Consider the following 7,400-nt stretch of genomic DNA (forward strand, 5'->3'; position numbering starts at 1 on the left):
GGAAACAACCTTTTATCCATCTAAATACCATATTTATCGCCTCCAATATAATATTGCATCTTTTCCATTATTTGGCAAAACCTTTGTTAACAGTGCCTAGCAGTTCTGGTTATTGCTTCAACCATTGCTCCAACTTTAGCATGAGCCTGCAATATAGTGGTTTTCACATTCATAAGCGTCGTTAAAGTGTTTTGTCTATTCTGAACTGTATCGTATTTAAGATCACTCCACTCTTGACCATTAAGAAGTGCTTTTCCTCTCATATCTGGTATTTCTATACTAATAGTTTCCCCAGATGGTAGAATGAATTTGAAATCTGATTCCCCAGCTTTCAAAGCATTAGCAAGCTCAGATTGTAGCGCAAGAACATCATCCTTATTAGTAAGATCGATGCTTTTTGAAAATGTAATAGTCATTCTTTCATTTTCATCTTTATCAGAAGAAAGAATTAATATTTGACCTTTTTGTATTAAATCTCCAGCAACTGCCAGTGATTTGCTAGCTAAGTTACCAGCATTAATTAAAGATCTATCAGATGAACTTGAAAATGTTCTGCCATCCTCCATTTCCACAGAGATTGTACCAGCCTTATCTGTTGTTGCAGCATTGACTGTAACATTAGTTGTCTTATTTGTCTTAGAGCCATCACCAGTAGTTAATCTAATACCACTTCCATCCAGAACCCCCCCTGCTGTAGGAACGATTTGCATATCTAGCGTTTGATAGAATGTTATCTTCTCAAGCTCTTTATTTATATAAGTTGCATAAGCTTCTGCTTGAGCTACTGAAGAAACATCAGCACCCTTACCTCCAACTAAGCCAAGAGTAAAATAACCACCTTTACCTCCTTGTGCGCTCATTACAACGGTTTGATCATCAAGATTGTTTGTTTTAGAAACCTGACCGCTATATATTGTTGAGCCAACTTTTAAGTTTAATGTTACTTTATTTAGCCCATTATAAGATGCTGTAAGCCCTGATAACTTACCTATAAAATCTTTATTTTCTGTTACATGGGAGACATCAATACCACCTGTTGCACCATTAGCAAATGTTAAGGTTGCTAATGTACCACCACCAGCGGCCGTAAAATTAAAAGATTTACCATTCATTTCAGAATTATATGTTCTGGATCTTGCCCCAAAGCGAATAGCTCCGCTATTATCAACATAGCTTGTGAAAATATAGTTCTTAAATGTTGGATCGCTTGAATTATTCAACATTTTAGCTAAATTAGCCATAGTTCCAGATGGTGAGCTAGATACTATTTGGATCTCTTTTGTGCTATCTGTAACAGTATTTTTAAATGTTATTGTTCTGCCAAAGAAATTCAAATATGCCCCATCAGTAATATTACTCCCTGCTATCGTGGCTAAATCTGTATAAGATGATTTTTGAGAGATATTTTTAATCATGCTGTCTACTCCAAGGCTACCTTGTGCGCCAACTGAGCTAGCACCCAATGAACCTGATTTTGCTCCAACATCAAAACTACTAACGGCAGTTGTTCCATCAAATTTTGGAAAGCTAAACGCACCAGCTTGGCCTTGCTCCTTAGATTTCAATGTGAGCGTTGTCCCTACTGAAGATGCATCAAGCATTTCGATTTTGCTTATAACATCATTAGATAAATTATTTTGTAATGATATATTGTTTATAAATGTTGCGATTTTTGTAGCTACTTCAGCACCAGTACCAGTTTTAATAGCATATGTAAGCATGCTTACATCGTCGTAGTTTGATGTAACTGTTCTACCAGTCATATTATCTACTGATGCCTGGCTCGTATTACCAATTTTTACCCCACTCAAATAATCTACTGTGCCCGTTACACCACCATATATAGCCTTTATTGCTTCATCTCCTATACCTTTAGCGGTTGGTGTAGTTAGATCTTCTTTTTTCTTAATTACTAATGTATCCGTGCCTTCTTTAGAGGCTACTAACCCAATATCCTTTAATGCACTTGCACCATTTATAGCACTTACCGCAGCATCCACCCTTGCTTCTACGTTAGCCGCAGTATCAAAGAGATCTTTATTAAGTGTTAATACACCAGCAGCATATCCCTCTACCACAGCGCCACCAATAGTATTGGTTGCTATTGTGAATTTATCTATACCAGCATTATCAACCTGAATTTTTATAAAATCAGCTACAATCGCTGCTGCGCCCCCAGCCCTAAATTGAAACTTAACTACATTATTACCACTTGTTTGAACATCTTCTGTAACACCCTCTGCAGTAACACTGCTATCTACGGTGATCTTTACTTTATCATGTAGCGTTATAGTTTTAGCACTTGCTGGAGCTGCTATATTATCTAAAGATACCGTGCTATAAGCAGATGTATCTCCTGAAACTCCACTGGTATCTACTATAGAGCCAGCAGCCCCAGCAGAATCACCATTAAGAAGCTTTCTACCATTAAATTCTGCATCAACTGCAACCCTTTCAAGCTCAGCAAAAGCACGCTCTATAATGGTATAGAGTGATTCTTGTGCATCCTGACTTAACGAACCATTAAGCAGCTCATGTACGTTTTTAATTGATGTATCCAAAGAATCTGTTAATGTTTCAATGGAATTAAGCCCGAATTCTGCAACAACAACACCCTGGTTCAGGTGGCTTGCTGTGTTTTCAGATATCATGCGAGAAAATTCAGCTTTTGATGCAATGATAACAGACGCTGGATTGCTTGTATTTTTCCCGGTTGATATTTGTTTAGCAATGTTATTTATCTCGCCAGAAATCTTCCCCATTGTACTTCCTATCGCTCTATTATTTAGCGTTATACTACTCATAAGTAATTACCCAAATGTGATTAAAATTAGTAACTTATGTTTATAATTAATATACTTCTTGTATACTTGATTATAGATCAAATAGTTCGCTTCTTTGCAAGTAATATTTTATAAATCAGCTAAATAATTTCTTTCTTTAAATACTAATAAAGAATTTTGCGCCCAACTAAATAACATTCGCAGCTACCCTTTTGTAGCTAAATAGCGCTTGTGAATAATTTTTTCATAAGAAGTTTATTTCTAGTATATTTGACTTTAATATTTTTTATATTAAAAGAGCACTGTGGTATGATTAGCGCGTCTTGATGATAGATATTGTTCTGCCTAGCGGAGAGATCCGTCAGTTTCAAAGTGGAGTAAGCGGCTTCGATGTTGCTTCCTCGATTTCTAGCTCTTTGCTAAAAAATGCCATTGCTGTAAAGATAGATGGGAAGTTATACGATCTTTCACATACTATTCTTCATGGATGTAGTTTAGAGGTTATTACCCAAAATTCACAAGAAGGGCTTGATATAATAAGACACAGCACCGCCCATCTCATGGCCCATGCAATAAAGGAATTGTTTCCGAATTCGCAGATAGTAATTGGCCCCACTATCGAAGATGGATTTTATTATGATATAGCAAAAAGCGATCCATTTTCGTTAGACGATCTTCAAATAATTGAGGAGCGGATGAGTGAGGTAGCAAAAAGAAATTATAAAATAGAAAGAACTATATTGCCTAAAAAACAAGCTATAGAAGTTTTTGAAAAGCTTGGCGAGCATTACAAGGTAAAAATAATAGAAAATATACCAGATGGTGAGGAAGTTACCCTATATTCTCAAGGTAATTTTATTGATCTCTGTAGAGGGCCGCATGTACCCTCTACTGGCCATATAAAGCACTTTAAACTAACGAAAGTTTCTGGATCTTACTGGCAGGGTGATAGTAAGAATGAGGGATTGCATAGAATATATGGAACAGCATGGCAAAGTGCCTCAAAACTTTCTGAATATCTTCAAATGCTCAAGGAGACAGAATTAAGAGATCATAGAAAGATTGGAAAGCAGATGGATTTATTTCATTTCCAAGATGATGCGCCTGGAACGGTTTTTTGGCATCCAAATGGTTGGAGGGTTTTCCAATTACTTGTCTCATATATGAGAAAAAAGCAAGAATTAGCTGGATATCAGGAGATCAACACACCAGATATTATGGATAAATCAATTTGGGAAGCCTCTGGTCACTGGGAAAAATTTAAGGAGAATATGTTCACAGCACATTGCATAGATGTTGATAAAGAATATGCATTAAAGCCAATGAATTGTCCTGGCGCTGTACAAGTTTTCAATAAAGGCCTAAAAAGCTATAGAGATTTGCCTGTGAAATTATCTGAATTTGGAAAAGTGCATAGATTTGAGCCATCAGGTTCACTTTTGGGACTTATGAGGGTGAGAGGGTTTACACAAGATGATGCACATATATTTTGCACGGAGGATCATGTACAGAAAGAAAGTGTTGATGTATGCAAACTCATGCTATCTATCTACAAAGATTTTGGATTTAATAATGTTAGAATTAAGTTCTCAGATAGACCGTCTAAAAGAGTGGGATCTGATGAAATTTGGCTCAAATCGGAAGAGGCTTTATTGAGCGCTCTTAACGAACTTGGTCTTGAATATGAGTTAAATAAAGGAGACGGTGCATTTTATGGACCAAAGCTGGAGTTTGTCCTCAAAGATGCAATAGGTAGAGATTGGCAGGTTGGAACTCTACAAATAGATTTTAATCTTCCTGAAAGGCTTGATGCTAGCTACATAACAGATAAAGGAAAGAAGCAGAGGCCAGTAATGCTACATAGAGCTATGTTTGGTTCATTAGAGAGATTTATAGGAATTTTAATAGAGCATACGGCTGGGCATCTTCCTATTTGGCTTTCACCAATTCAAGTTGCAGTTTTACCTATTAGTTCAAAATTTGAGAATTATGCTGCTAAAGTTAGTAGCTCTTTGACAAAAAATGGTATACGTAATATCCTTGATTCTAATAATGAAACTATTAGTTACAAAATAAAGACTCATATGGGTTTTAAAGTTCCGTATCTTTGGATAGTTGGCCAAAAAGAGGTTGATGGTGGCCTTGTCTCAATCAGTAAACTGGGTAGCGAGGATAAAGTTATTATGGGTGTTGATGAGGCAATTGCATCGCTCTATAAACAATCTTTTATTATATAATTTGTTCATTTTTTAAGGTTTTTGCTATAAAAGACGTACGTTTTGATTTTTCCATAACCGCTCACGAAGTTAGGGTGGTGGATGAACTAGGTTCTATGCTTGGTGTTATGAGCGTTAGGGAGGCTGTTAATATAGCAGCTGGCAGAGGGTTAAATCTCATAGAGATCTCTCCAAATGCATCTCCTCCTGTATGTAAGATAATGGACTTAGGTAAGTATAGGTATGAGAAGAAAAAGAGGATACAAGAGAATAAAAAAAAGCAGAAAGTAATAGAGATTAAGGAAATTAAGCTTAGTCCCAATATAGAAGATGGAGATTTTTCTATTAAGCTAAAGAAAGCCAGAGAATTTATAGAAGAAGGTAATAAAATTAAGGTCTCCCTCCAATTTAAAGGTAGGGAAATTATGCATAAAGATGTAGGCTTTGCTGTAATTAAAAGGTTTAAAGAAGAGGTGATTGATTTGGTAAGGGTTGATTCTGATCATAAACTGGAAGGTAGGCAAATAATAATGATACTTTCTCCAAAACAATGAGGGAATCCATAGATTATGTTATACAGGGTGGCTCGCCGGTAAGGGGCCAAATACGTTGCATGGGCGCAAAAAACTTTGCAACAAAAGCAATAGTAGCTTCATGCCTTGGCAATTCACCTACTTTTTTATATAATGTACCAGATATAGGAGATGTGGATATCACAAAAAGGCTTATTGCCGCAACTGGTGTTACAGTTAGTAATGGTGATGAGTTTTCACTTGAAATAGACCCGCTGACAATCAAGCATCATATAACCTCTTTTCCAGATTCTAGGAGAAACAGGTTGCCAATATTATTGCTTGGCGTTTTGTTGCATAAATTCGGTAAGGCTGAGATTCCATTTGTCGGTGGAGACAAGATAGGAAGGAGAAATGTTGATTTTCATATCAAGGCCGCTGAAGAATTCGGCGCTACTATTCAGCAAAAAGAAGATAGATTTATCGCGCATTCTGACAAGCTAAAAGGTAGCAAGATCAAGCTACCTTATCCATCTGTTGGAGCCACTGAAACTTCGCTATTTTTAAGTGTGCTAGCAGAAGGTAAAAGTGTAATAGAAAATATAGCAATAGAACCAGAGGTGATTGCGCTAATAACAATGCTGCGCTCCATGGGCGCCATAATATTTCTTGACTCTAATAGATGCGCAACAATACATGGTGTAAAAGAGCTTTCCGGAACAAGAACAAAGATTATTGGGGATAGAATAGAAGCCGCTTCATGGGCATCACTTGCTTGCGCCTCAGATGGAGAAATAGAAGTGATAGGCGTCACACCTGACCTGCTAGGAAATTTTCTTTCTTATTATACGCAAGTTGGTGGTGGTTATGATTTAAGTGCTAAAGCAGATTATATAAAGTTTTATAAAAAATCTGATATAAAACCTACAATAATAGAAACTGATGTATACCCAGGTTTTTCAACAGATTGGCAGCAACCATTTGCAACTCTTTTAACTCAAGCACATGGCACATCTGTTATACATGAAACAGTATATGAAAGTAGGTTCAAATATCTTGAAGCACTTAACAAATTGAATGCAAGGACTCAATTAACAAGTTACTGCCTTGGCTCTTTAAGTTGTAGATATGAAGGGGCAAACCATATGCATAGCGCTCTTATCAATGGACCCACAACATTGAAGGCATCAAAAGAACCTATAACAATACCAGATATTAGAGCTGGTCTTTCCTACTTAATTGCAGCGGCTATTGCACATGGTGAAACCGTACTGGAAGATGCAGAGCATATAGAAAGAGGTTATGGCAATTTGATAGACAAGTTAAAAGATACAAATTTAAATATAAAGAGATTTAAAAGGTAGCTAATAAAGCGCTTTTTATGGAAGGCACCTATTGAGCTATCAAAGATGAATATCAAAAAGATACCAGTGTAGTTAATATCTCTAAAGCAATACATAAGAGATAAAATGCCAATAAAAATATAAAGAATGGTATATAGCTAAGTCAGTATAAAACGTCATATAAAATAAGAGTTAAAAAGCTAGAGCAATGTGTGGAGCGGCGGATTTGCTTTGCTTGAGCCCATTTTTTCTCAATTGGCAGGAGAGTGTAGGTAAAGTAGTATATGGCCACTATCCTCAATAATTTTCTGCATATCTTTGCTCTTATGAAAGTATGCATTATCCATAACAATGACTGTATTCTCATGTAAATTTGGTATCAAAAATTCTTTTACCCAATAAGTAAAAACATCTGTAGGCACTGTTAACAAAGGTTTTGCCAAATAATGGAAAAGATGCAATATTATATTGGAGGCGATAAATATGGTATTTAGATGGATAAAAGGTTGTTTCCGATCGACATTAAAACGTTCAATGAATGGGTTT

General features: G+C 36.2%; 5 protein-coding genes. 3 read left to right on the plus strand and 2 right to left on the minus strand.

Going from position 1 to position 7,400, the window contains the following annotated elements:
* Positions 1–86: 86 nt before the first annotated feature.
* Positions 87–2,804 (minus strand): hypothetical protein, encoded by a 2,718-nt coding sequence (locus Cyrtocomes_RS04550; RefSeq protein WP_322498014.1) that lies wholly within the window; start codon positions 2,802–2,804, stop codon positions 87–89.
* A gap of 305 nt (positions 2,805–3,109) precedes the next feature.
* Between Cyrtocomes_RS04550 and thrS the strand changes: the two genes are divergently transcribed.
* The 3 genes from thrS to murA are packed head-to-tail and all read left to right on the plus strand — an operon-like array spanning position 3,110 to position 6,875.
* Entirely contained in the window at positions 3,110–5,020 is a 1,911-nt protein-coding gene (gene thrS, locus Cyrtocomes_RS04555) for a threonine--tRNA ligase (RefSeq protein WP_322498015.1), read from the plus strand.
* Positions 5,021–5,073: 53 nt separating this feature from the next.
* Positions 5,074–5,553: a translation initiation factor IF-3 gene (infC, locus tag Cyrtocomes_RS04560; RefSeq protein WP_322498017.1), complete on the plus strand. Its 480-nt coding sequence runs from the start codon at positions 5,074–5,076 to the stop codon at positions 5,551–5,553.
* Complete coding sequence (gene murA / locus Cyrtocomes_RS04565; RefSeq protein ID WP_322498016.1) at positions 5,550–6,875, plus strand: UDP-N-acetylglucosamine 1-carboxyvinyltransferase; 1,326 nt, start codon at positions 5,550–5,552, stop codon at positions 6,873–6,875. Before infC ends, murA begins: the two co-directional genes overlap by 4 nt.
* Before the next feature lie 230 nt (positions 6,876–7,105).
* Here the strand turns inward: murA and Cyrtocomes_RS04570 are convergent.
* A partial coding sequence (locus Cyrtocomes_RS04570) for a transposase (RefSeq protein ID WP_338140850.1) occupies positions 7,106–7,400 on the minus strand: 295 nt, incomplete at its 5' end.

The sequence above is a fragment of the Candidatus Cyrtobacter comes genome, from assembly GCF_034470605.1.
Classification (GTDB): Bacteria; Pseudomonadota; Alphaproteobacteria; order Rickettsiales; family Midichloriaceae; genus Cyrtobacter; species Cyrtobacter comes.

Coding starts and splice junctions, on each gene's coding strand:
- Cyrtocomes_RS04550 (WP_322498014.1), bottom strand. CDS start 2,804: ATGAGTAGTATAACGCTAAATAATAGAGCGATAGGAAGTACAATGGGG.
- thrS (WP_322498015.1), top strand. CDS start 3,110: ATGATAGATATTGTTCTGCCTAGCGGAGAGATCCGTCAGTTTCAAAGT.
- murA (WP_322498016.1), top strand. CDS start 5,550: ATGAGGGAATCCATAGATTATGTTATACAGGGTGGCTCGCCGGTAAGG.